Annotated in this window: 21 protein-coding genes and 1 pseudogene; 7 read left to right on the top strand and 15 right to left on the bottom strand. The window is 51.1% G+C overall.

Translation table 11 applies throughout. The features are described 5' to 3' along the window. Window positions 1–90 precede the first annotated feature (90 nt). Both ACTHSN_RS04755 and ACTHSN_RS04750 read left to right on the top strand, forming a co-directional pair. Window positions 91–768 carry an energy-coupling factor ABC transporter permease gene (locus tag ACTHSN_RS04755; RefSeq protein ID WP_039862495.1) on the top strand — a complete coding sequence of 226 codons (678 nt, stop codon included), beginning with the start codon at window positions 91–93 and terminating at the stop codon, window positions 766–768. 81 nt (window positions 769–849) lie between these two features. After that, window positions 850–1209, top strand: coding sequence for a CrcB family protein (locus tag ACTHSN_RS04750; protein ID WP_003679592.1), 360 nt, complete (start codon window positions 850–852; stop codon window positions 1207–1209). Window positions 1210–1285: 76 nt separating this feature from the next. Here the strand turns inward: ACTHSN_RS04750 and ACTHSN_RS04745 are convergent, their stop codons facing one another. The 5 genes from ACTHSN_RS04745 to ppx all read right to left on the bottom strand — a co-directional run bounded on the left by ACTHSN_RS04745 (window position 1286) and on the right by ppx (window position 5688). Further along, entirely contained in the window at window positions 1286–1975 is a 690-nt protein-coding gene (locus ACTHSN_RS04745) for a suppressor of fused domain protein (protein ID WP_004520782.1), read from the bottom strand. A 112-nt stretch (window positions 1976–2087) separates the two neighbouring features. Then, a complete protein-coding gene (locus ACTHSN_RS04740; protein WP_004520781.1) occupies window positions 2088–2714 on the bottom strand; it encodes an NAD(P)H-hydrate epimerase in 627 nt (208 codons plus the stop codon). A 22-nt stretch (window positions 2715–2736) separates the two neighbouring features. Next, entirely contained in the window at window positions 2737–3651 is a 915-nt protein-coding gene (gene truB, locus ACTHSN_RS04735) for a tRNA pseudouridine(55) synthase TruB (RefSeq protein WP_440365127.1), read from the bottom strand. A gap of 69 nt (window positions 3652–3720) precedes the next feature. Then, window positions 3721–4092, bottom strand: coding sequence for a 30S ribosome-binding factor RbfA (gene rbfA, locus ACTHSN_RS04730; RefSeq protein WP_070504737.1), 372 nt, complete (start codon window positions 4090–4092; stop codon window positions 3721–3723). Window positions 4093–4179: 87 nt separating this feature from the next. Beyond that, the gene (gene ppx, locus ACTHSN_RS04725) at window positions 4180–5688 is read right to left on the bottom strand and encodes an exopolyphosphatase (RefSeq protein WP_004520779.1); all 1509 of its coding nucleotides are present in this window, start codon (window positions 5686–5688) and stop codon (window positions 4180–4182) included. 172 nt (window positions 5689–5860) lie between these two features. On the opposite strand from ppx, the gene ACTHSN_RS04720 reads away from it, so the two are divergent. The 3 genes from ACTHSN_RS04720 (at window position 5861) to ACTHSN_RS04710 (ending at window position 8598) form a co-directional block, all read left to right on the top strand. Continuing rightward, window positions 5861–6484, top strand: coding sequence for a lytic transglycosylase domain-containing protein (locus tag ACTHSN_RS04720; RefSeq protein ID WP_039863563.1), 624 nt, complete (start codon window positions 5861–5863; stop codon window positions 6482–6484). Between the two features lie 202 nt (window positions 6485–6686). After that, complete coding sequence (locus tag ACTHSN_RS04715; RefSeq protein WP_308538276.1) at window positions 6687–8069, top strand: MFS transporter; 1383 nt, start codon at window positions 6687–6689, stop codon at window positions 8067–8069. A 1-nt stretch (window position 8070) separates the two neighbouring features. Beyond that, a complete protein-coding gene (locus tag ACTHSN_RS04710; RefSeq protein ID WP_004520776.1) occupies window positions 8071–8598 on the top strand; it encodes a single-stranded DNA-binding protein in 528 nt (175 codons plus the stop codon). Window positions 8599–8671: 73 nt separating this feature from the next. On the opposite strand, the gene ACTHSN_RS04705 is transcribed toward ACTHSN_RS04710, so the two are convergent. The 5 genes from ACTHSN_RS04705 to argB form a co-directional block, all read right to left on the bottom strand. Then, a complete protein-coding gene (locus ACTHSN_RS04705) occupies window positions 8672–9379 on the bottom strand; it encodes an SIMPL domain-containing protein (RefSeq protein ID WP_039862478.1) in 708 nt (235 codons plus the stop codon). A gap of 112 nt (window positions 9380–9491) precedes the next feature. Continuing rightward, entirely contained in the window at window positions 9492–9983 is a 492-nt protein-coding gene (locus tag ACTHSN_RS04700; protein WP_049335876.1) for a DUF1841 family protein, read from the bottom strand. A 101-nt stretch (window positions 9984–10084) separates the two neighbouring features. Further along, window positions 10085–10360: a cell division protein FtsB gene (gene ftsB, locus ACTHSN_RS04695; RefSeq protein WP_003679613.1), complete on the bottom strand. Its 276-nt coding sequence runs from the start codon at window positions 10358–10360 to the stop codon at window positions 10085–10087. 23 nt (window positions 10361–10383) lie between these two features. Then, a complete protein-coding gene (eno, locus tag ACTHSN_RS04690; protein WP_004520772.1) occupies window positions 10384–11670 on the bottom strand; it encodes a phosphopyruvate hydratase in 1287 nt (428 codons plus the stop codon). A 261-nt stretch (window positions 11671–11931) separates the two neighbouring features. Then, window positions 11932–12819 carry an acetylglutamate kinase gene (gene argB / locus ACTHSN_RS04685; protein ID WP_004520770.1) on the bottom strand — a complete coding sequence of 296 codons (888 nt, stop codon included), beginning with the start codon at window positions 12817–12819 and terminating at the stop codon, window positions 11932–11934. 174 nt (window positions 12820–12993) lie between these two features. Between argB and ACTHSN_RS04680 the strand changes: the two genes are divergently transcribed. Together ACTHSN_RS04680 and lgt are read left to right on the top strand one after the other, a co-directional pair. Beyond that, complete coding sequence (locus tag ACTHSN_RS04680) at window positions 12994–14124, top strand: M14 family metallopeptidase (protein WP_004520769.1); 1131 nt, start codon at window positions 12994–12996, stop codon at window positions 14122–14124. 74 nt (window positions 14125–14198) lie between these two features. Beyond that, window positions 14199–15059: a prolipoprotein diacylglyceryl transferase gene (gene lgt, locus ACTHSN_RS04675; RefSeq protein WP_004520768.1), complete on the top strand. Its 861-nt coding sequence runs from the start codon at window positions 14199–14201 to the stop codon at window positions 15057–15059. 77 nt (window positions 15060–15136) lie between these two features. Here the strand turns inward: lgt and trkA are convergent, their stop codons facing one another. From trkA to ACTHSN_RS04650, 5 genes and pseudogenes are all read right to left on the bottom strand, one after another. Continuing rightward, window positions 15137–16549 (bottom strand): Trk system potassium transporter TrkA, encoded by a 1413-nt coding sequence (gene trkA, locus ACTHSN_RS04670; RefSeq protein WP_440365126.1) that lies wholly within the window; start codon window positions 16547–16549, stop codon window positions 15137–15139. Between the two features lie 94 nt (window positions 16550–16643). Continuing rightward, window positions 16644–18095 carry a DASS family sodium-coupled anion symporter gene (locus ACTHSN_RS04665; protein ID WP_070460288.1) on the bottom strand — a complete coding sequence of 484 codons (1452 nt, stop codon included), beginning with the start codon at window positions 18093–18095 and terminating at the stop codon, window positions 16644–16646. Window positions 18096–18307: 212 nt separating this feature from the next. After that, window positions 18308–19561, bottom strand: a complete 1254-nt coding sequence (locus ACTHSN_RS04660) for a complex I 51 kDa subunit family protein (protein WP_070460286.1) — start codon at window positions 19559–19561, stop codon at window positions 18308–18310. Beyond that, entirely contained in the window at window positions 19558–21183 is a 1626-nt protein-coding gene (locus ACTHSN_RS04655) for an FAD-binding protein (protein WP_440365125.1), read from the bottom strand. Before ACTHSN_RS04655 ends, ACTHSN_RS04660 begins: the two co-directional genes overlap by 4 nt. Continuing rightward, a pseudogene (locus ACTHSN_RS04650) lies at window positions 21183–21821 on the bottom strand (4Fe-4S dicluster domain-containing protein). The gene ACTHSN_RS04655 and the pseudogene ACTHSN_RS04650 overlap by 1 nt, the downstream one beginning before the upstream one ends. Window positions 21822–22406 lie beyond the last annotated feature (585 nt).

Raw genomic sequence — 22406 nt, 5'->3', positions numbered from 1 at the left:
CAAGCTTTAACGGCAAAGGCAGACAGGATTGTCAAAGCTATGGCTTGAGACGCGTATAATAGGCCGTCTGAACATTTTGCGGATGAGATGATGATTTTTCAAAACGGATGGTTTCCCGTTGGTGTCGTGATGGCGGCATGGCCTGTGTTGCTGGTGATTTTTGCTTTGTGTGCAAAGCAGGCATGGGTGTCGGTATCGCAGCATCGTTCCGCTTTTTTGGTGGCTGCCGTGATGTTGCCGCTGGCTTGGAGTTTGAATGCCTCCCCGGAAAGCGGACAACTAGCCGGCATGAGCTATCATTTGCTTGCCTTAAACTTGACAGCTTTAATGCTGGGCGCTTCTGCCGCTTTCTGCCTTGGCGTATTGCTGTTTTTTCCGTATTTGTGGCTTTGGGGCGATTGGCATATGTTCCCCATCAATGCCTTGTCCGTATTGCTTCCGCCTTTATTGGTGAACTTGGGTTTCCGCCATTGGGTGTCGCGTTTGCCTGCCAATATATTTATCTTTATTTTTCTGAATGGTTTTTGGGCTGCGGCGGTCGGAATGGTGTTTACCGGCGTAATTTTGGTCGGTTTGTTAGACTGGGCGGATGTATTTGATACGACGGTATTATGGAAAACCGCCTTTCCTGTTTTCTTCTTAATCGCTTGGGCAGAGGCATTTTTGAGCGGTATTTCAACAGCTATTTTCATCGCGCTCAAGCCGCAATGGATTTGTACTTTCGATGACGACAGGTATTTGAAATCCGCGCCTAAGATTTGGCAATAAGATATGAAGGCATCCTTGCTGGGTTTTCAGACGGCCTCATGACCGGATGGCCTGTTTTTTGAATTGAATGTTTAACTTGTTATGTTTGCGTATATTTTTCCTATTGTTTGCGGTGCCGCTGTTGGGGCTGTATTGCGTTGGTTGTTTGGCTTAGTGCTGGTGTCTTCTGCGCCTTTTTCTATCGGTACATTGGCGGCAAACTGGCTGGGAGCGCTGCTAATCGGCGTATTGGCAGAACTCTTAACCGATCCGCAATGGCGTTTGCTTTGGATTACCGGCTTTCTCGGCAGCTTGACCACATTTTCAGGTTTTTCAGTGGAGATGGTGGGTTTGATGCAGGCGCAACGTTGGGGCATGGCTTTGATGGCGACCTGTCTGCATGTTTTCGGTTCGTTTGGTTTGACGGCGCTGGGGATTAAATTGGCTCAGATTTGGAAGTAAGTTGCTATTTTTTATTTGAAATATAAACTAAAGGCCGTCTGAAAATTTGTTTTCAGGCGGCCTTTGGCTTTATCAATTAGGGTTGTACATAGCTTTTTGTACGCGCTAAATCGGTAATCAACAGCGGATTGTCTTTGCGCATCATATCGATCAGCTCTTGGCAACGTTTGGTTGTTGGATCTTGCCAGAGCCAGTCAAGCTCGGGCTGGGTAAGGCCGACCATCTGCAGAAATTGAACTTCACCGTTTGGCGTTTTGATAGCGGGCAGCTTGGGGTCTGGTGCGAAGGCTACGCCGACGATGGCGGTTTCTGTATCCATTCGGATAGGGTCGTTAGTTGAAGTAAAGTGATAGGCTTCAAACCAGTTACCACTTTCAAAAACGTAACGGCCAAGATTATTCATTAGATTAATTGCCCAGTAAGGCTCGTGTTTGGTGTTGTAGCCAGAATCCGGATCCTGATCGTAAGGGGGAGTACGGAAGGTAAATTCAAATCCCCATTTACTGTAATCTGCACCGGCAAGTTCTGGATTAAAGTAAAGTTCGCTCATGCCGTAGGAAACAATGTGGCGATGGAAGGTTTGCTCTTCGCAATCATAAATACTACTGCCGTCTAATGGGTCATCACCACCTAGAATGTATTTGATAATAGAGCCGTAATGACGAGGTTTGATATCACCATAAAGTGCTTTAAGCACAGCATCGATGGCTTCCCAGCCGACGGCTTGATCTTCTTTAAAAGTTTGGCGGTATTCTTGTTCGTTCATTATCTGTTTCCGTGTCGTTGATAATTTGGTCGTAAATTAATTGGCGTGTTTCTTTTAGAATGTGTTGTTTCTAAAAATAAAGCGATTTAAATATGACATCTTATTTGCTTTTTTAATCAATGCCAATAGGTAAACAGACGGTTTCTTGACAATAGGTTTTGCCGGATTCGCTTAAATGTGCCGGTTTGTAGGCGGCAAAGGTGTAGGTCAGGTCTGCGCGGAATGTGTCGGGATCGGCTTCGGCGGTGTCGCAGTTGAGGCCGGTGGGGATATCGAGGGCGACCTTCAGGCCGTTTGAATGATTGAGTTGGCTGCAGAGGGCGGCGATTTCGGTTGGAAGTGCGCCACTGAAGCCTGTGCCGAATATGCCTTCGATAATGATGTCGTAACCTTTTTTCAGACGGCCTTCCAGTTCTTGTGCGGATATCAATTCAATATGGGGCAAACCGTTGAGGCGTTCGCGATTGGTTTGAGCTAAAGGGGAGAGGTTTTCTCCGAGTGAAAACAGAATATCGATGTGCCACCCTTGCGCCTGCATATATCTTGCCATGACTAAGCCGTCGCCGCCGTTGTTGCCTTTGCCGCAAACAATCAGGGCGCATCCGGCTTGAGGATGACGCTGCATGAGGTCTCGGGCGGCAGAACTGCCGGCGTTTTCCATTAGTTGGTCGAAGCTTGTGCCTTTATCGACGGCTGCTTGTTCGCGTTCGCGCATTTGGGCGGCGGTATAGACTTTCATGATCGGCTCTCTTTGCAGGAAGTTATTTATCGGCGGTATTCATCAGGCGCAAGGCTTTCAGACGGCCTATTTCTTTTTGATATTCCACCAGTCCGATAAATGCGCCGTCTCGGTTGTATACACGGATGGGCTGTTCGGCGGAAATGTCTTCGGTAAACTGGGGGCGTTGGCCGTGTTTGAGCATGGTAATGGCGTAGTCGTTTAACTCAAGTTTGGGGAAATGTTGCACCAAGGCATCGCAAGGCAGCAATAGGGCATCGCGTTCGGCTTCATCCAATTCTGTCAAGGCTTCGAGCGTGTGGCTTTGGGCAATGGTAAAGCCGGCGGTTTCAGTACGGCGCAGGGCGGTCAAGTGGGCGAATGTGCCGATGTGTTTGGCGATGTCTTCGCTGAGTGTGCGGATGTAGGTACCCTTGCTGCAACGTACGTCTATCACGGCTTTAGGTGCATAAAATTCAGTGATATCAATGGAGTAAATGGTGATGTCGCGCGCTTTGCGTTCGATAACGATGCCTTTGCGTGCGTATTCGTATAGCGGTTTGCCTTCGTGCTTGAGGGCGGAAAACATCGGCGGCACTTGGCGGATATCACCCGTTAAGGCTTGGCAGGCCGTCTGAAATTCGGACAATGAAATATCGGCGCGTGCGGTGGCAATGATTTCACCTTCGGCGTCGCCCGTACTGCTGGCTTCGCCCAGTTTCAGAGTGGCCGTATAGGCTTTGTCGGCATCAATCAGATATTGGGCAAACTTGGTCGCTTCACCGAAACAAACAGGTAGAAGCCCTGTAGCCAAAGGATCAAGTACGCCGGTATGCCCGGCTTTTTCGGCACGGAACAAGCGCCGCGCCTTTTGCAGGGCGGTATTGCTGGAAAGGCTTTCAGGTTTGTCGAGGAGAAGAACGCCGTTGACAGGGCGTTTGGTGGGTTTGGCTGTCATATTAAGTTGGGGGAGTGTTAATGTTTAGGCCGTCTGAAAGGGTTCAGACGGCCTGTGTGTTTTAATCAATCAGTCTTCAACCGGTTTTTCCGCCGCTACTTGGTCGATCAGGCTGGAAATACTCATGCCGCGTTCGAGTGATTCGTCGTATTTGAAGTGCAGCTCAGGCGTTTTGAAGAGTTTGATGCGTTTGGCCAATTCGCTGCGCAAATGGCCTTTGGCGTGTTCTAAAGCTTCTTCGGTGATGTCGCGTGTGCTGTCGTCGAGGACGGTGTAGAACACGGTTGCGTGGCTGTAATCGCCGGTAACTTCGACTTCGTTGATGGTGATGAAGCCTGCGCGCGGGTCTTTCAGGCCGGTGCGGACGAGTTCGGCAAGCTCGCGCATGATTTGTTCTTTGACACGGTCTTGGCGGGCATAGCCACGTTGGGGTTTTCTCATGGTTTTCCTTGATGTATGGCAGGCTGTCGTTTTCAGACGGCCTGCGGTTTGGATTTTGAACAGCTGCCTATTATAACGGAGCGCGGTTTATTGTGCTTGAACCGAGAAAGGCATATCGATTTTTTGCCATTGCGCGCTTTCGTAGTCCAGCGCATCGGCGATGAGGGGGTGTTGCTCCAGCCATTGGGCGTTGATGCGCAAGATGAAGCTGTGGTTGTTTTCATCGATGCGAAGCTGGGTTTGCGGCGGCAAATCAAGCGGCAGGCGCGAGCGGCAGAAGAGGGCTGCCAGGCGCAGGGACAATACGGCACACCACATGATTTCGTTGTTACCGATAATGTCTGCCATTTTCTTAAGGTCGCCGCGATGGCCGATAACCAGTTGCGCCAAAATGGTTTGCTCTTTGCGTGAGAAGCCCGGCATATCGGCGTTTTCGAGAATGTAGGCGGAGTGTTTGTGATAACCGGTATGGGCAATATCCAAGCCGATTTCATGCAGACGGCCTGCGCGGCTGAGGTATTGGTTCCACAGGGCAAGTTCTTGAACGGTTACGTTTTTGGCGTGGCACAGGCTGTTCATGAAGGCTTGCGCGGTATCGGCAACGCGTTTGGCTTGGTTGAGGCTGACGTGGTAGCGTTTTTGGAACTCCGCCGTTGTCTGTTCGCGCATATCGACATTGAGGCTGCGGCCGATTAAGTCGTAGAACACGCCGTCGCGGAGGGCAGCCTCGGTAACGGTCATTTTGGTCAGCGAAAGCTCTTCAAAAGCGGCCATCATCACGGCCAATCCGCCTGCAAAAACTTCGATTCGTTCGGGTTTGAGGTTTTCAAATTTGGCTTTTTTAACCGAACCGGCTTCGATAATCCTATCGGCAAGATAACGCATGCCTTGGGCGGTAATGTCGGCTTCTTGCGGCAATTCGGCTGCCAAAACGTCGCGTATGGATTTTGCCGAACCGGACGTGCCGATGGCGAAATCCCAACCGGTACGCTTCATCATTTTGCTGATGCGTTGGATTTCAATACGCGCGGCGGAAACGGCGGCTTGGAAATCTTTGGCGGTCACTTTGTTTTGGAAGAAGCGCATGCTGTACGTTACGCAGCCCAAAGGCAGGCTTTCTGTGGTCAGAGGTTGCAAATCCGAGCCAATGACAAATTCGGTCGAACCGCCGCCGATGTCGATAACCAGCATTTTGTCGCCTTTGGGCGGCAGGGTATGCACTACGCCGGTGTAAATCAGACGCGCTTCTTCGCGGCCGGCAATCACTTCGATGGGGAAACCCAGCGCTGCTTCGGCACGGGGCAGAAATTGGGCGATGTTTTTGGCGACGCGGAAAGTGTTGGTGGCCACCACTCGCACGTTTTCAGGTTGGAATCCGCGCAGGCGTTCGCCAAATTTTGCCAAACATTCCAAGGCTTGTTCTTGAGAGGCTTCACTCAGGTTTTTTTGTTCGTCCAAGCCGGCGGCAAAGCGAACCATTTGTTTGAACGAGTCGATGACTTTCAGCTGGCCGTTGTTGTTTTCACAAATTTGCAGGCGGAAACTGTTGGAACCCAAGTCGACGGAGGCTAAAACGTTGGCGGGAGTGGTGGTCATAAAAAATACCGCTTGATTAGAAAAACCTAAATGTTACTTGAGGCGGTATCACTTGACAATAAAAGGAATACAGCTCTTTGATTCTGCTCATAGATGTATTTTATAATGCTGATTTTAAGCAAATATATCAAAGGCCGTCTGAACTTTTCAGACGGCCTAAAAAGAGAAACACATGAAATCGGAAAACCAAGATTCCTTATTTTTATCGCGCCGCCGTCTGTTGCAAGTGGGCGGAGCCATGCTTTTGACGCCTGCGACCGCATGGGCGGGGGCGCAACGTGAAGAAACGCTGGCCGATGATGTGGCTTCCGTGATGCGTAGTTCGATCAATAGTGCCAGCCCTGCGCGGCTGGTGTTTGCCGATTCGAGGGAAGGGGAACGTTGGTTGGCGGCGATGTCTTCCCGATTGGCACGCTTTATTCCCGATGAGGGCGAGCGCCGCCGTTTGTTGGTCAATATTCAATACGAAAGCAGTCGTGCCGGACTCAACACCCAAGTGATTCTGGGTTTGATTGAAGTAGAAAGCGCGTTTCGTCAATATGCCATCAGCGGAGTGGGAGCGCGCGGTTTGATGCAGGTGATGCCGTTTTGGAAAAACTATATTGGCAATCCGTCGCACAATCTTTTCGATATCCGCACCAATCTGCGCTATGGCTGCACCATTCTTCGCCATTACAACAATATCGAAAAAGGCAATATTGTCCGCGCTTTGGCAAGGTTTAACGGCAGTTTGGGCAGTAATAAATATCCGAACGCCGTGTTAGGCGCGTGGCGAAATAGATGGCAGTGGGGTTGATTCAGGATAAATGGGATAGGGCGGATCTTGCGTGATGCTGGTTTTCAGTTGAAACTGTTTTATACCGATGAAGCAGGTTTGCGATAAACAGCTTGCGATTTGACCCCATGCAATTCCTTTGAATCCTGTATAATCAGAAAATCTGTTAATTCACACTTTCAGACGGCCTTTCGCAAACTTAAGGCCGTCTGAAACATTCTTTATGGCAAGAGATAACCGCATTCAAATGTTTCCGCACGAGTGGCGTGCCAGTACCACACTTTCCGGCGTTTACGCACTGCGTATGTTGGGGATGTTTTTGGTGTTGCCTGTTTTGGCGATGTATGCCGCTTCGTTGCCCGGCGCAGAAAACAATAAAGCTCTGGTCGGCATGGCAATGGGTATTTACGGGCTGACACAGGCTTTGCTGCAACTGCCTTTGGGCATGGCTTCCGACAAGTTCGGCCGTAAAAAAGTGATTTATGCCGGCCTGATTGTGTTTGCGGCGGGTAGTTTTTTGGCTGCAGTTGCCGACAGCCTGCAGATGTTGGTTGCCGCGCGTGCCATTCAAGGCGCGGGTGCCGTCAGTGCGGCGGTAACGGCTTTGCTGGCGGATTTGACCCGTAATGAAGTGCGGACGCGTGCGATGGCGATGATCGGCCTGAGTATCGGCTTGACCTTCTCCGTCAGCCTAGTGCTGGCACCGATGATTGCCAGCTTTATCGGCGTATCCGGCCTGTTTGCGCTGACCGGTATTCTGACTGTAATCAGTATCGGCGTGGTTGCTTGGATGACGCCTGATCCCGAAGTGTCAAAAATGCACGAAGACACGCAGGCGCAGCCTTCGCGTATGGGCGAGGTATTGAAAAACCGCCAACTGCTCAATCTCGACTTCGGTATTTTTGCCTTGCATGCGGCGCAAATGGCTTTATTTACCGCATTGCCGTTTGCCATGACGCAGTTGGGTTTGGAAAAAATCCATCACTGGCAAGTCTATCTGCCGTCAACCATTACCGGCCTGATTATTATGGTGCCGCTGATTATCGTCGGCGAAACGCGCAACAAGCTCAAACAAGTGTTTATCCTTGGTATCGTCTGCATTACCGCGGCGCAAATAGGTTTGCTGTTTGGAATGCACTCGGTATGGTTGATTACCGCTTATCTGATTGTTTACTTTATTGGTTTCAATGTATTGGAAGCCAGCTTGCCGTCTATGGTGTCAAAAATTGCTCCGTCCGATTTGAAAGGTACGGCGATGGGCGTATATAACACCATGCAGTCGGTCGGCTTGTTTGTCGGCGGCGCAACCGGTGGTTTATTGTTCCAAAAATACGGTTTTGCAGGCGTATTTGCCTTTTGTAGCGTACTGATGTTGCTGTGGCTGGTATTGGCAGTCATTTCGCCGGCACCGAAGCCTGTCAAAAACCTCAGCTATCCGCTTAACGCCGAATGGCAACAAAATCCGGATTTGCTCTACCAAAAATTGACCGAAATTGAAGGCGTTGAAAGCATCAGCTTTAGCGCAGACAAGCAAACCATTTATATCAAGGCCTTGCAAAAAGGATTCGACCAAGAGGCCGCCGAAAAAATCATCACAGGAGTGTAAAATGTCATTGAATAAAGTTATCCTCATCGGCCGCCTCGGCCGTGACCCGGAAGTCCGCTATATGCCCAACGGCGAGGCCGTCTGTAACTTCAGCGTTGCCACCAGCGAAACTTGGAACGACCGTAACGGCCAGCGCGTAGAACGTACTGAATGGCACAACATTACCATGTACCGCAAGCTCGCCGAGATCGCCGGTCAATACCTGCGTAAAGGCAGCCAAGTGTACCTGGAAGGCCGTATCCAAAGCCGTAAATACCAAGGCAAAGACGGCATCGAGCGCACCGCTTACGACATTATCGCCAACGAAATGAAAATGCTTGGCGGCCGCAACGACAACAGCGGCGGCGCACCATACGATGACGGCTACAACCAAGGCGCTCATTCAAGCCAAGGCAGTTACCAACAAGCGCCACAACAGCAATACCAATCTGCTCCGGCTCAAGAACCCCCAGCAGCCCCAGCCCGTCGTCCCGCTCCGGCACAACCGACCGCTCCGGTTGATGATATCGACGACGATATTCCATTCTAATCATTGAGTAATATAAAAGGCCGTCTGAAAAATATACTTTCAGACGGCCTTTAAAATGATTTCAAAGAAAATCCTACATTTGCACCGAGCCGTTGACGGTCAGGCTGATCTCTTCCGAACCTGGGGAGGCTGGTACGCCATCTTCTATTCCTGCCGCTACTTCTGCGGCGGGGATTGCACGCAGCATTTTGGCGCGTGCAAAATTGCCGCCGACTTGACGGTTGCCGATGTGACCCAGGTTGAGTTTAACGATTTTGTAGCTGGAGAAGCCGAGTGTTTGGGCGAGGTTTTGGGCGCGATCTTTGAAGCGCAGGATGACGGCCTTGCTCAGTTGGTCGACGGTTTCTTCGCGTTTTTCTTTGGATACGGAAAACGAGGAGCTTTCCAAAATGGCGATATTGATGCTGTCGGCAATCAGGCGGTTGAGTGCTTCAAAGTCTTTGCTTTCTACTTTGAAGTAGGCGTGTTCTTCCCAGCCGGTTTGGGTGCGTTTGCCGTTGGTGTATTGATAGCGCGGGGATGCGTTGCGCTCCATCAGCTCGGCTTTAAGTTTGCTGTTTTGGGAGATTTTGTTGAACTGGTTGAATTTCTTCATGAAAGCTTGGTTGGCGGCTTGACGGTCTTTGCCTTCTGCGTTGATGCTGAAATGCGCGGTCATGGTATCTCGCGGCACTTCCATGTTGGCGGATTCGGAAAATTCAACGATGTTGTAATTGAGGCTTTCTGCTGCAACGGGCAGGGAGACGGCTAGTAGTAGGGCGGTAAGGGCTGGGCGGAGCATTTTGGTTTTCCTTGTAATGCGGATTTCAAAAAAGTAATTTAGCATGAAAGATGGAAATGTTGGCTTTGGCAAGCGTAAGGATTTGTATGGGGTGAAGCCGTCTGAAAAGAAGTTACTTTGTATCCATCAGGCCGACTTCATGGGGATTGAGGCGGGCTTTTTCTTCTTGGCCTAAGCCGACCAATTTCCGTAATCGGGTCATGTAGGCATTGACGTCAAGGCCCCGTCCGTAGCGTTGCGCTTCCCAGATGGTTTCTGCCAAGGCTTCCATCATATCGTGTTCGGCTTTGACCCAGTCGCCGTTGTAACGGGCGCAAAGTTGGTGGTGGATGGCACGGATGCCCGGGGGCTGGTCGATGGCGCTTTGCTCTTGCAGGGAAAGGTGTAGCGACATATGCAGGAATGGGTTGCTTTCGCCGTCTTCGGGCAGCCATTCTTTATCTAAATATTGTTCGATGTCTTCGAGATAGTGTCCGTATTCGGGATGGGCTTCGATAATGCGCAATGCTTTTTGTTGCAGGCCGTCCAATTGGAGCGGTGCGAGTCTGTGTTGCCAGACGTGGGCAAAGAATCGGCGGACATCGTGGGTGTTTACGTCATACATGATGAGTGTGATTTGATTTTGGGATATGTGATTATATAGCGATTGCGATGAAAAAGGCCGTCTGAAAAATATGTTTTCAGACGGCCTTTGTTTTGCAGGGTTTAGCGGCGGTCGATGATTCGGTAATACACTTCGCCGTCTTGGACATAGCCCAATTCGACGCGGGCAATTTCGGCGATGGCCTCTTGTCCGTGTGCCAAGTCTTCAACTTCCGCATTGAGGAAATTGTTGCGCAAAGTGAGCGTTTGGTTTTTTTCCTCCTGACGGACGAGCTGCTCCTGCAATTCTTCCGTATGCCCGACGCTGCCTTTACCAAACCAAAGGCTGTACTGACAGCACAAAAGTGCGAAGGTTAAAACAAAAGTCACCCACTTCATACAATCAATATCCTATATTCTGCTTATTTGCCCAATTGGTAGAATGCGGCTTTGCCAGGGTAGTAAGCGGCTTCGGCCAATTCTTCTTCGATGCGCAACAATTGGTTATATTTCGCCATGCGGTCAGAACGGGACAGGGAGCCGGTTTTGATTTGCATACAGTTGGTAGCAACTGCCAAGTCGGCAATGGTGCTGTCTTCGGTTTCACCGGAACGGTGGCTCATTACGCTGGTGTAGCGGTTGCGTTTGGCCAAGTCAACGGCTTTCAGGGTTTCGCTCAATGTACCGATTTGGTTGACTTTGACCAGCAATGCGTTTGCCACGCCTTTTTCGATGCCTTCAGCCAAGATTTTTGGATTGGTTACGAACAAGTCGTCGCCGACCAATTGAACTTTGCCGCCCAATTTTTCGGTCAGCAGTTTCCAGCCTTCCCAGTCGTTTTCGTCCATACCGTCTTCGATGGAAACAATTGGGAATTCGTTAACCAGGCCTTCCAAGTATTCGGCAAATTCTGCGCTGGTGTAAGAGCGGCCTTCGGCTTCCAAGTGGTATTTGCCGTCTTTGTAGAACTCGCTGGATGCGCAGTCCAGGGCGAACAATACGTCTTCGCCTGCTTTGTAGCCTGCGGCTTCGGTTGCTTCTACGATCAGTTGCAGGGCTTCTTTGTGGCTGTTCAGGTTAGGTGCGAAACCGCCTTCGTCGCCCACGGTAGTTGGGAAGCCTTTGGCATCACACAGTTTTTTCAGTGCGTGGAAAATTTCGGCGCCGCAACGCAGAGCTTCGCGGAAAGATTTTGCGCCGACAGGCATGATCATGAATTCTTGGATGTTCAGGCTGTTGTTGGCATGTTCGCCGCCGTTGATTACGTTCATCATCGGAACAGGCAGAGCCATTGGGCCTGCGCCGCCCAAGTAACGGTACAGCGGCAGGCCTGAATCTTCAGCGGCTGCGCGTGCTACGGCCATGGAAACGGCCAAAGTGGCGTTGGCACCTAAGTTGCCTTTGTTTTCAGTACCGTCCAATTCGATCATGATTTGGTCGATATAAGATTGTTCGTTGGCATCGATACCGATGAGGGCTTGCGCGATTTGGTTATTGACGTGGTCAACGGCTTTCAATACGCCTTTGCCCAAGTAACGGGATTTGTCGCCGTCACGCAGTTCCAAAGCTTCTTTTTGGCCGGTTGATGCGCCGCTTGGTACGGCTGCGCGTCCCATGACGCCGGATTCCAACAATACGTCACACTCTACAGTAGGGTTGCCGCGGGAGTCCAAAATTTCGCGTGCAAAAATATCAACGATTGCGCTCATGAATATCTCCAAATAGGATGGTAAAAGAAAAGTAGCTTTGTTACGTTTCAGACGGCCTTAAGGATGATTGCCAAAGTCTGATGAATGCAGACATTATACCGTCTTTGCCAGGTATGGCATCGGAGTCGGTATGAAACCGACTGTAAGTTTGTTTCACGTCAATATCGCTCAAACAAACATAAGCCGTATAGTGTAACATTTTTTACCCTTTTTAGGGTGAAAAGCTGATTAAATAAGGCATAAGGCCGTCTGAAAAACGGATTAGCCTTCGCCCAAAATCATCGAGCCTACGCCGTCATCGGTCAGTACTTCCAAGAGCAGGGCGTTGGGAACGCGGCCGTCTATGATATGCGTAGCTTTGACCCCGCTTTTGGCGGCCTCGACGGCGGAGGCAATTTTAGGCAGCATTCCGCCGTACAGCGTACCGTCTTCAATCAGTTCGTCAATGCGGCTTGGCGTGAGGGTGGTCAATAATTTGCCTTCTTTATCCAGTACGCCGGGGATATTGGTCATCATCAGCAGTTTTTCGGCTTGAAGTTTTTCCGCCAGTTTGCCGGCAACCAAGTCGGCATTGATGTTGAACGCTTCGCCGTTTTGGCCTACGCCGATGGGTGCAATGACAGGAATGCAGCCGCGCTCAACCAAGCCTTCCACCAAACGGGTATCGATGTCGGCCACTGTGCCGACTTGGCCGATGTTCACGCCTTTTTGTTCAGGCGTGTCGATCAGGAGTTTTTCCGCTTTGATGAAGTGGTTGTCCCGGCCGGTAATGCCGACGGCGCGACCGCCGAAGGTAGTAATCATGGAAACGATTTCTTTATTGACGTGTCCGCCCAAAACCATTTCTACAATGTCCATGGTTTCGCTGTCGGTCACGCGCATGCCTTGAACAAATTCTCCTTTTTTGCCGACTTTTTCCAACATTTCATTAATTTGCGGGCCGCCGCCGTGAACGATGACGGGATGCAGGCCGATTAGTTTGAGCAGGACGACATCGCGTGCGAAACCCTCTTTTAAGGCAGGTTCGGTCATGGCATTGCCGCCGTATTTGATGACGATGATGGAGCCGGAAAAACGGCGGATATAAGGTAAAGATTCAGCAAGGACGCGCGCCTTGATGGAAGGGGAGACAGATTGTTGCTGGGTCATGGTTTCAACCTTGTTTCATGATTTCTGCCTTTATCTTAATCCCAAAGGCCGTCTGAAACAATATTTCCAAGCGCTTGAAATCCTGTTAAATCAGTTAAATGGTTGAAACCAGCCTCATGCAAACGGTAAAATGACGGTTTGCTTCGGCCTCTTCGCCGATTACTAAGGATACCCATGATGAAAATCAGCACCCAATTCGATGCCGGTTCGGTCGTTGTCAAAGACTTGAGCAACCCTGCCGATATCCGTCTCGCCCTGCGTCCCGACAATGCTTCGGAGTTTGCCCAATGGTTTTACTTCCGTTTGCAGGGTGCGGCCTATCAAAACTGCGTGATGCATTTTGAAAATGCGGCGGACGCTGCGTATCCTTTGGGCTGGGAGGACTATCAGGCTTGCGCTTCTTACGACCGCCAAAATTGGTTCCGCGTGCCGACCAGCTACGAAAACGGCGTATTGACCATCAACCATACGCCTTTGTCCAACAGCGTTTACTACGCTTATTTCGAGCCTTATTCCAACGAGCAGCATTTGAACCTTTTGGGCGATGCTCAGGGCAGCGGTTTGTGCCGTATCGACGATTTGGGCAGTACCGTTCAAGGCCGCGACATCAACCTTCTGACCATCGGTAACCAAGTCGAAAGCGATATGAAAGTCTGGATTATCGCCCGTCAGCATCCGGGCGAAACCATGGCGGAATGGTTTGTCGAAGGTTTGCTGGGTCGCCTGCTTGATCCGCAAGATCCGACCGCGCGCATGCTGCTTGACCGTGCAACTTTTTACATTGTGCCGAATATGAATCCGGACGGTTCGGTTTTGGGTAATCTACGCACCAATGCCGCCGGCGCCAACCTCAACCGCGAATGGGAAACCCCGACTTTGGAGCGAAGCCCCGAAGTCTTTACCGTCCGTGAAAAAATGATGGAAACCGGCGTGGATTTGTTCTTGGATATTCATGGCGATGAAGGTCTGCCGTTTGTCTTTGTGGCCGGTACCGAAGGCGTGCCGAACTACAACGAGCGCATCGAAGCCTTGGAAGACCAATTCAAGCTCGCGTTGCTCAATGCCAGCCCCGATTTCCAAGACGATTACGGCTATGACAAAGATGCGCCGGGTCAGGCAAACATGACTTTGGCGACCAACTGGGTCGGCAATCATTTCAACTGCCTTGCCTATACTTTGGAAATGCCGTTTAAAGACAATGCCAACCTGCCGGACGACGATTTCGGCTGGAACGGCCAACGCTCGCTGCGCTTGGGCGAGGCAATGTTGTCTGCTATTTTGAATGTGGTTGGCGATTTGCGTTAAACTATCCGATACCGCATACAGGCCGTCTGAAAGTTCAGGCTTTCAGACGGCCTTTGAGATAAGGAACACACATTATGATGATACATCCCCAGTTTGATCCGGTGCTGATCAGCATCGGCCCGCTTGCCATCCGCTGGTATGCCTTGAGCTATATTGTTGGCTTTATCCTGTTTACGATTTTGGGCCGTCGCCGTATCGCGCAGGGCAATTCTGTGTTTACCAAAGAAACACTCGACGATTTCCTGACTTGGGGTATCTTGGGCGTGATCTTGGGCGGCCGTATCGGCTACGTTTTGTTTTATAAATTTTCCGACTATCTGGCCAACCCGTTGGATATTTTCAAAGTTTGGGAAGGCGGTATGTCGTTTCACGGCGGCTTTTTGGGTGTGGTCGTTGCCATGTGGCTGTTTGGCCGTAAGCACAACATCAGCATTTTAAAATTGATGGATACCGTTGCGCCACTCGTACCGCTGGGCTTGGCTTCCGGCCGTATCGGCAACTTTATCAACGGCGAACTTTGGGGACGCGTGACCGAACTCAATGCTTTTTGGGCAATGGGTTTTCCGCAAGCGCGTTACGAAGATGCGGAAGCTGCGGCGCACAATCCTTTGTGGGCCGAATGGCTGCAACAATACGGCATGCTGCCGCGCCATCCGTCTCAGCTTTACCAGTTTGCCCTTGAAGGCATTTGCCTGTTTGTCATCGTTTGGATTTTCTCGAAAAAACCACGTCCGGCCGGACAAACGGCGGCATTGTTCTTGGGCGGTTACGGTTTGTTCCGCTTTATTGCCGAATTTGCCCGCCAGCCTGACGACTATCTCGGCCTGTTGACCTTGGGTTTGTCCATGGGTCAATGGTTGAGCGTACCGATGATTGTATTGGGTGCGATTGGTTTTGTTTGGTTTGGTCGTAAAAACAGCGTTGCTAAAGCATAAATAAAACAAGAAATAAAGGCCGTCTGAAAAGGTTTTCAGACGGCCTTTTTATGACTTCAAGCAAACGGATTTTGGGTTTAACCGAAAAAGCCCATTTTAACTTGAATGAGTTTCTCCAGTTCCGGCAGAACGCGGCGGCGTGAGACGAAGAAGATAATGTGGTCGCCGTCTTGGAGGATGGTTTCGGTGTGGTGTCCCATGATGACCTCGCCGGTTGCGCCGCGGACGATGGCGGAGATGTAGCAGTCGCTTGGCCATTTGATGCCGCTGATACGGCGGCCGACGATGGCGGAAGTGTTTTTGTCGCCGTGTACCACCACTTCAATGGCTTCGGCCGTGCCACGGCGCAGGGGGTGGACGGCAACGATGTCGCCGCGGCGGATGTGGGCGAGGATGGAGCCGATGGTAATCAGGTGGGGGGAAACGACGATATCGATTTTGTTGCCTTCGAGCAAATCGACGTAGCTTGAGCGGTTGACGATGGTGATCACGCGTTTGGCACCAAGGTTTTTCGCCAACAGGCTGGACATGATGTTGTTTTCGTCATCATTGGTCAGCGCGCAGAAGACGTCGATTTCGTCGATGTATTCTTCGTCCAGTAGGGTTTCGTCGGTGGCGGAACCTTGCAGGACGAGGGTGTTGTCCAGATTTTCGGCCAGCCATTCGGCGCGGTGGGGTTTGTATTCGATAATTTTGATGTCGTATTTGGATTCGAGCTGCTTGGCGAGGCGGTAGCCGATGTTGCCGCCGCCGGCGATCATGATGCGGCGGGTACGCGCTTCTTTCGGACGCAATTCGCGCATGATGGCTTCCACGCTGTTGATGTCGGCGGCAAACAGGACTTCATCGCCTTCGATGATGACGGTTTGCGGGGTGGGGACGATCAGGCGGTTGTTGCGGTAGATGGCGCAGATTTGGCAGTCCACGCCTTCGAGCAGGTGTTGGTTGATGTCGGCAATTTCACGGCCGATCAGCAAACCGCCTTTGCGTGCTTGAACAATCACCATGCGCACTTTATCGTTGGCAAAACTGAGTACCTGCAATGAGCTGGTGTAGTTGAGCAGGCCGACGAGTTGTTCGGTAACCAGCTGTTCGGGGCTGATGGTTTCGGTAATGCCGAAGATGTTGAGGCTGCCTTCTTCGGGGTTGTCGCTGCCGTCAACCGGATATTCGAGGTATTCGCTTGAGCGCACGCGTGCGATGCGGCTGGGGATGTTAAATAGGTCGGCGGCGATTTTGGAGGCGACAATGTTGGTTTCATCGCTGCGTGTCAGGGCAAGCAGGAGGTCGGAGTCCGCCGCGCCTGCCTGTTCGAGAGTAAAGGGCGATGCGCCGTTGCCGACGATGGTTTGGACATCGAGGCGGCTGCTGATGCGGTTGAGCGCTTTTTCATCGATGTCGATGATGGTAACGTCGTTGCTGGGAACGGAGGCGAGATTTTGGGCGACGGTCGAGCCGACTTGGCCGCTGCCGAGAATGAGTATTTTCACGGTAATTGAGTGTGTTCGGTAAAAATGAAATTGTAACAAAAGGCCGTCTGAAATTGGAGTTTCAGACGGCCTGATTTTTCAATCGGCTAAAGGGTTACCAATAGCCCAAGGCTTTCCACCACAAGATGCCGACAGTGCTGAAAATCAGGATTTCGACCACGCTCATGATGAAGCCGGCTTTCCACCATTCGGTCATGTTGACGTAGTTCGAGCCGTAAATGACAGGTGCGGAACCGGTGGCGTAGTGGGTCAGCGACATCATGATGCCGGTAGCGGCTGCCATAATCAGGGCAAACAGCATCGGTGGTGCGCCCAAGGCCAAGCCTGCGCCGTAGAATGCGCCGAACATGGCGGTAACGTGTGCCGTACCGCTGGCGAAAACGTAGTGGGAGTAGAGGTAGGCCAGCATCAACAGGGCGCAACCGGCTTCCCAACCCAAGCCCATGTGGGCGATGCCGTTTTGCATGGAGTCGGACAACCAACTGATGAGGCCCAGTTTGTTGAGGAAGTTTGCCATCATCACCAAGGCAGCAAACCAAACAATGGTATCCCACGCGCTTTTTTCTTTCAGCGCGTCGTCCCAAGTCAGTACGCCGGTCAACAGGCACAAGCTCAAGCCGAGGAAGGTGGTGGCGGTAGCGTCAACTTTCACGCCGAACAGCATCTCGGGAATACCCGCCCACAACAGCAGCAGAACCAGGAAAATACCCAGCATGATTTTTTCTTCACGCTTCATCGGCCCCATGGCAGCCAAATGCTCTTTTGCCAATGCAGTGGCGTTAGGGGTTTGTTTGATTTCAGGCGGATACAGGAAATACAACACCAGCGGCATCAGCAGCATGGCAAGCAGGCCGGGTACTACCATTGCCAAGAACCAAGTACCCCAAGAGAGTTGGATTTGTGAATTGGTGGCTTTGGCAACCAATTCGACTACCAGCGGATTGGGTGCGGTGGCAGTGATAAAAATCAGACAGGTAATTACGTTGGAGTGGAAGTTGACCAGTGAAAGGTATTTACCGATTTTGCCTTCCGTACCTTTTTCAGGGTCAGAGTCGAAGCTCAGGGCAATGGATTTCATAATCGGATGTACGATGGCACCGCCGCGCGCGGTATTACTCGGCGTTACCGGACCGATGACCAAGTCGGCCAATGCCAAGCTGTAACCTACGCCCAGCGTGCGTTTGCCGAAGAGAGAAATCAAAAGATAGCCAATACGCATACCCAAGCCGGTTTTCAACAGGCCGCGCGAGATGATGATGGCGATACCGATCATCCAGATAAGTGGGTTGTTGAGGCTGCTCAAAGCGTCTTTGGTTGCGTCTGCAGCTTTTTCGTTGGTCACGCCGGTCAGTGCAACCAAGGTAATGCCCAAAATCGCCATTGCGCCGATAGGCATGGCTTTGCCGATGATGCCGGCAATGATGCCGACAAACAATGCCAAAAGATGCCATGCGTCAGGCGATACGCCTTGAGGAACGGGGATAACGAACCAGATAAGCAGCGTCAGCACAAGTGCGACCGCCGCAGGAATTGGCTTGAAGCCCATGTTGAATCTCCTAATTTGAGGATTAAAGTATTGGGAAATCTGTTTTCAGACGGCCTGAGTGTTGCTAAAGCCTGTCTGAACGTATTTTGGTAGGTTCGGAAGGTATTTTTCTTATTGGGTTTCTCTTCAATCTTGGAAAGAAGAGAATGGGAGTCGAGTATCGTCTTTCAGACGGCCTTTACAGAAACAGGCCGTCTGAAAACAACGCCGTTTTACTCCTGTTCTTGCGGCAGGCCGTACTCTTCGGGGAAGGTACGCAGCGAGCTTTGCAACACGGTAACCGCGCCGTCAATCAAACCGCAACGGCCGCTTCGTGGCAACAGTTGGCACAGGCTTTGCAGGGCGCGCAGGTCGTCGGGAGTGCCGATGCCGGTGTCCACGCGGTTGAGCAGGCGGGAAAGCTGGAATGTGCCGCCTTTACACGGCGGGCATTGACCGCATGAGTTGGAAGCAAAAAATTCCACATACTCGGCCACTTTACGCACCACGCTGGTGCCTTCGGAAATCACAATCATCGCGCCGGTACCGAGGCTGGATTTGCGTTCGCGTACGGAAACGAAGTCCAAAGGCACATCCAAATCTTTTACAGTCAAAAGCGTATTGGACGGGCCGCCGGTAAATACGGCTTTAAACGTGCGGCCTTCGAGCATACCGCCGCCGTGATCGTAAATCAGCGATTGCAGGGTCGTACCCATCGGCAGTTCGTACAGGCCCGGATTCAATACGTCGCCGGAGAGCGAGTAGAGTTTCGTACCTGCCGCATCACCCAAACCCAAAGATTTGTACCATTCCGCGCCTTTGGCAAGGATTTGCGGAATATTGGCGAAGGTTTCGGTATTGTTGATAAGGGTCGGCTCACCGTTGACACCGCTTTCGGCAGGGAAAGGCGGCTTGCGGCGAGGGAAGGGGAACCCGCCTTCCAACCATGAAATCACGGCAGTTTCTTCGCCGCCGATATAACGGCCTGAAGTTTCAACCAGTTGCAAGTCCAAAGGTTTACCCAAGTAGTTTTCGATGCGGATAAACAAATCGCTGTTTTTCCATTGCTCGATGGCCGGTGTGATGGAAGCGATGGATTCGGTTTGATGAGGGTTGACGTACAAAATCGCTTTATTGGCACGGCAGGCAACGGCGGCAATCAGGACGCCTTCGATGACTTGGTGCGGCGTATTTGCCAGCAGTACACGGTCTTTAAATGTACCCGGTTCGTCTTCGTTGGCATTGCAGACAACGTATTTGTCACCATTTTTGCTTTGGGCAGCAACGGCGGCCTCCCATTTGCGCCAAGTCGGGAAACCTGCACCGCCCATACCGCAAAGATTGGCATCTTGCAGTTTGGAAACAATGCTTTGAGGATCGGCAAGCGCAGCCAGCAGGCCTTCGCCGCCGCCGACTTTGCGCCACGCGGCTAAATCTGCGCCGACTTGGCGGGAAGGATGCAGTAAGTTTTGATTGGCTTGATTCATGATTGTTGCTCCTGCAAACCGGCGTGTTCGCGCAAATCGAATTTGCCGTAGTCGGGATATAAAACGGGGGCTTTGATGTCGCTGGTCAGGCCGGCACGGGTCATTTCGCGTTGCAGGTCGTGGACGTGTCCGACACCACCGCGTACTTTTTTCAGCGGCAGGCCGCAATTTGCTGCGGCTTTACCGGCACGGCGGCCGAAGTTGATGATGTCCAAAAGCGCATTGCCCATCAGACGGTTGCGGCCGTGGATGCCGCCGGTTACTTCGCCGGCGCAATAGAGGCCTTCGACACAGGTTGCGCCGTCACCGTTGATTTCGATACCGCCGTTTTGATAGTGCAGGGTCGGATGAATCATGACCGGCTCAACGGCAGGGTCGATGCCGCATTTGTGGGCAATGTGACCGAGTGTTACTAGACGGTTCAATACGTCAGGGTCGTTAGCAATCAGGCGCGGGGTGTCGAGGAACACGCCGACTTGTCCGTCGCGTACAACGCCGCGGCCTTCGCGGCATTCGCGCAGAATCGCAGCGGCAACAACGTCGCGCGGCTGCAATTCGTCAACAAAACGTTCGCCCAAACCGTTGACCAGTTTGGTACCTGCAGAGCGCACGGCTTCGGAAATCAGCGCGCCTGCCAAGTGTGGAGGGTGGGCAACGCCGGTCGGGTGGTATTGGAAAGAATCGACATCGCGCAGTTTGGCGCCGATACGGTAAGCCATTACCAGGCCGTCTGCAGTAGCGCCATAGTGGTTGGAAGTGGCGAAACCCTGCAAATGCAGGCGTCCGCTGCCGCCGGTTGCCAATACCACGGCTTTGGCGTGAACCAACACCAAAGAGCGTTTTTCCAAATCGTACAAAATCGCGCCGACGCAGCGGCCGTGTTCGTCTGATAATAATTCGATGGCAGGGTGGCGGTTGAGCTGTGTGATGTTTTCGTCGAGCTCGACTGCCTCGCGCAGTACGCGTATCATTTCGAGGCCGGTAAAGTCGCGGTAGCTCAGAATGCGCGGCACGGTCGTACCGCCTGCACGCTTGCGGCTCAACATGCCGTTGCTGTCCGCACCTTTGGCAAGATCGAAAGTCATGCCCAAGCCGATCAGCCAGCGGATGGCGGACGGCGCGTCGGTAACCATTTGTGCCACCAATTCTTTTTTGCCTGCGTTGTGGCCGCCTTTGATGGTGTCGTCAAAGTGCTGCTGCAGGCTGTCTTCCGTGCCGACTGCTGCCTGAATACCACCTTCGGCCATCACGGTATTGCTGTCGCCGATACGCAGCTTGTTTGCCATGATAACGCGTGCGCCGGCTTCAGTCGCAGACAATGCCGCCGCACCTGCACCTCCGCCGCCGATCACCAATACGTCAGTGTTCAAGTGTTCTGCGCCTGACAAATCATAGTCGTCAATCAGAGGCTGACTGATTAAGAGTTTGGCCAAATCAGGATGGCAGTAATCGCCTTGGTTTGGGCCGATAGGCAGTTTCACACGTGCATTTGCCTGATAGTCAGGGTGAAATTGGCTCAATAATTCGTTTTTTTCAGGTAAATCGCCGCGCAGCTCCAATGAGGACGCTCGCAGGTTGGCAAGGGCGGTTTCGTAGTCTATGCCTTGGATTTTGTTAACCATTACACTGACTCCTCTTCAAATTCGACTTTCATTTTGCCGCTGTCGATTTCGCGCAGGCGGCGCATCAAATCCACAGGGCGCAATGTACGCGCCGCTTTCATACGGCGTGCGAACAGGCCCAAGTGGTTCGGACGGATGTGTTCGGGGCAGGAGAGGGTGCAGAGGTTGCACATCACGCATTGGTCAAAGGTCAGCGCAGCCGCGCCGAAATCGCCAGAAACTACCTGCGCTACGCCGTTTTCCACTTGCAAACCTTTAGGACAGGCTCGGTTACAGCCGCCGCAATGACGGCAATTTTGCGCTTCAGGGAAGGCTTTGGCGGTATCGTCCAACCAGTTCCAGCCATCACCAATTTCGCCGACGTCGTAATATTGGATGTGCTCCGGAATAAAGTAGTCCAAGAAGCTGACCTGCATGCCTTCTTCAACTTTGGTCTCGCATGCCAGTGCTGTGGTGACTTCACGCTCGCCTTCTTTACGAATCATGCAGCGGCAGGAACCGCATACGCCTTGACTCATACAGCCGACATTGGCAGTAATCGCATTGCCTGAACGGGCATAGGCTTAGATGATTGACGAGTCGGTGGAAGCTTTGACTTCATGGCCGTCTATGGTCAGGGTTAACAAATTTTCACTCATGGTTTGTTCCTGTGAAATTGGAAGTTGGAATAGTGGGTAATTTGATTAATTGTATTTTTATTACATTTATTGCGTATGAGGAAAATATCCAAGTGATTTACTCAGAAATTCTTTTAAAATCAATGTTTATCTATATAAGGCGAAGTGTTCAGAATTTAGTGGTTTTGATGATAGGGGCAATCTAAGGTTTCATATAGGAAGGATTGTAAATAAAATATGCCTATTATTTAGACAAAATTATTATATTTATTTAATTTTAAAGGTAAAATAAAATTACTTTTTTAATGTAAATTTTGAAATATTCGTCTATTTACTAGTAAAAATCATTATTATATATCAGATAATTTTGCATAGATTGTTGTATATATTGAATAATGTTCTGATAGGCAAGCAAGTGAAAAGATTGTTATAAAATTTCAGAAGATCAAACAAGTTTGATATCAGTCAAGAAGATTGAGGGAGAAAATGACACGGATTTTACAATTGTGTATTGTATTGAAGAATAAAAAAGGCCGTCTGAAATTTAGGTAGTTTCCTTTTAAATACAGGATACTAAATTTTTCTCAGATACTTAAGGCAAGCATT

Source organism: Neisseria sp. P0009.S010 (genome assembly GCF_051958545.1).
Classification (GTDB): domain Bacteria; phylum Pseudomonadota; class Gammaproteobacteria; order Burkholderiales; family Neisseriaceae; genus Neisseria; species Neisseria subflava_A.
Note: the sequence above shows the minus strand (reverse complement) of the source record. Positions and strands in the feature narration are given on the sequence as shown.